We start from the raw sequence: 2,086 nt of genomic DNA on the forward strand, positions 1-2,086 counted from the left end.
TGTAACAGATGGTGGAACAGGATGCCCTCCTGCAAAGGCGCCAGCGGATAGATATCCTGCACATTCTTGGTGCCGCCTGGGATCTGCTCAACGATGACATCGATTTCGGCTTGGGAGAGCGAAACCAACGGCAGCATATCGGGGGTGATGGCCGTGCAACCTGCGGGGATCAGGTTAGGCGGCACAACAAAGGTGCTGGCCTCATGCTGGATTGCCTGAGCCATATCGGTCAGAATAGGGGCGGCGAAGACATTGCGAACATAGAGTTGCCAGCCCAGATGGCGCAGCTCTTCGACCAGACTGACAATCATCAGCGAATGGCCGCCAAGCTCAAAGAAATGGTCATGGCGACTGACCTGTTCCAGACCTAAGAGTTTTTGCCAAATCTGCGCCAGGGCGATTTCGGTTTCACCGACGGGGGCTTCATAGCTGCGTGCCACAACCGCCGATAAATCGGGAGCAGGCAGAGCCTGACGGTTAAGTTTACCATTCGGGGTAAGCGGGAACGTTTCTACGATGACAAAGGCACTGGGCAACATATATTCAACCAGGTGCTGGGATAATTGCTGGCGCAATTCAGCCGGCACCAATTCAATCCCTTCCTCGGGTCGCAGATAGGCCACCAGCCGTTTCTGCCCTGGCTCATCTTCACGCGCGATCACCACCGCTTCACGTACCCCGTCACATTGCGTCAGTTTGGTTTCAATTTCCCCCAGCTCGATACGGAAGCCGCGCAGCTTGACCTGAAAATCATTGCGCCCCAGATATTCAATATTGCCATCGGGCAACCAGCGGCCGAGGTCACCGGTTTTGTACATCCGTGCCTCTGGTTTTGAAGAGAACGGATCGGTCAGGAAGCGTTCAGCGGTGAGCTCAGGGCGATTCAAATAACCACGAGCCACACCGTCACCGGCGATATGGATTTCACCCGCTACGCCGACGGGAACCGGTTGACCCTGTGGATCCAAAATATAAATCTGGGTATTAGAAATGGGGTGGCCGATGGGGATCTTTCTGCTTTCACTTGCAACAAAATGCGTTTCAACACCATCTTCGTTTTCCAGAACAGGAATTTCGTAGGTGCTGGCAAAAGTGGTTGTCTCTGTTGGTCCATACACATGCAATAAGTGTTTGGGAGGATGTTCGGTTCTGAGGTGAATGGCAGGACGGGTATCTGCCTGTTCGCCACCGAAAAGGACATAACGTAAGCCCGATAATGATGGCCCAATCAGATTTGCATATTGGTTAAAGAGTGCAGTAGTGAGGAATAGCGCACTAACCCCTTCTGATGACAGACACCGGCCAAAATGGGTTGGCTGTAGCAATATTTTTTCCGGGATTAGCAGAATACGAGCCCCATGAACTAAACCAGCCCAAACTTCCCAGGTAGCTGCGTCAAATGAGACATTGGCACAATGAGCAATACAGTCGTCAGCGCCAATATCAGCAAATCCACTGTTAATGATGAGACGCAGAACATTGCGATGTTCGACCATCACCCCTTTCGGTTGACCCGTCGATCCCGATGTGTAAATGATGTAGGCCAAATGATGTGATGTCAGCCCCATTGTTTGTGCGTCAGGGTTATCCGTCGGCTGTGATGCCAGCATCGGCTCTGAGGGGGCAAATAAACAATCAAGTAAGACTTTCGGCACGGTATTGGGTAACTTGTTGATTTGTGCCGTTTGGGTTAGCAATACCACCGGAGTAGCATCTTCCAGCATATAAACCAACCGTTCGGTTGGGTAGGCCGGATCGAGTGGCACATAAGCCCCACCGGCTTTAAGGATAGCCAGTAAGCCGACCACCATTTCCAGGCTGCGTTCAGCACAAATCGCCACCCGATCATCCGGTTGTACCCCCAGCGCAATCAGATAATGCGCCAACTGATTGGCACGGCGGTTTAATTCTCCATAGCTCAGCGTTTGCTCCTCAAAGACAACGGCGATAGCGTCGGGGTGTTGTGCGGCCTGCGCCTCAAACAGTTGGTGAATCAACGCTTCTTGCGGGAAATCTGCCTGAGTGGCATTGAAATCCACCAGCAGTTGTTGCCGTTCTGATGCGGGTAGCATCGGCAAGGTGGCAA

Annotated in this window: 1 protein-coding gene; it reads right to left on the reverse strand. The window is 52.5% G+C overall.

What is annotated here, in order from left to right; translation table 11 throughout:
• Positions 1-2,086: non-ribosomal peptide synthetase (locus tag Xedl_RS19325; protein WP_143187497.1), on the reverse strand; the 2,086-nt coding region annotated here is incomplete at both ends.

It is taken from the genome of Xenorhabdus eapokensis, from assembly GCF_001908105.1.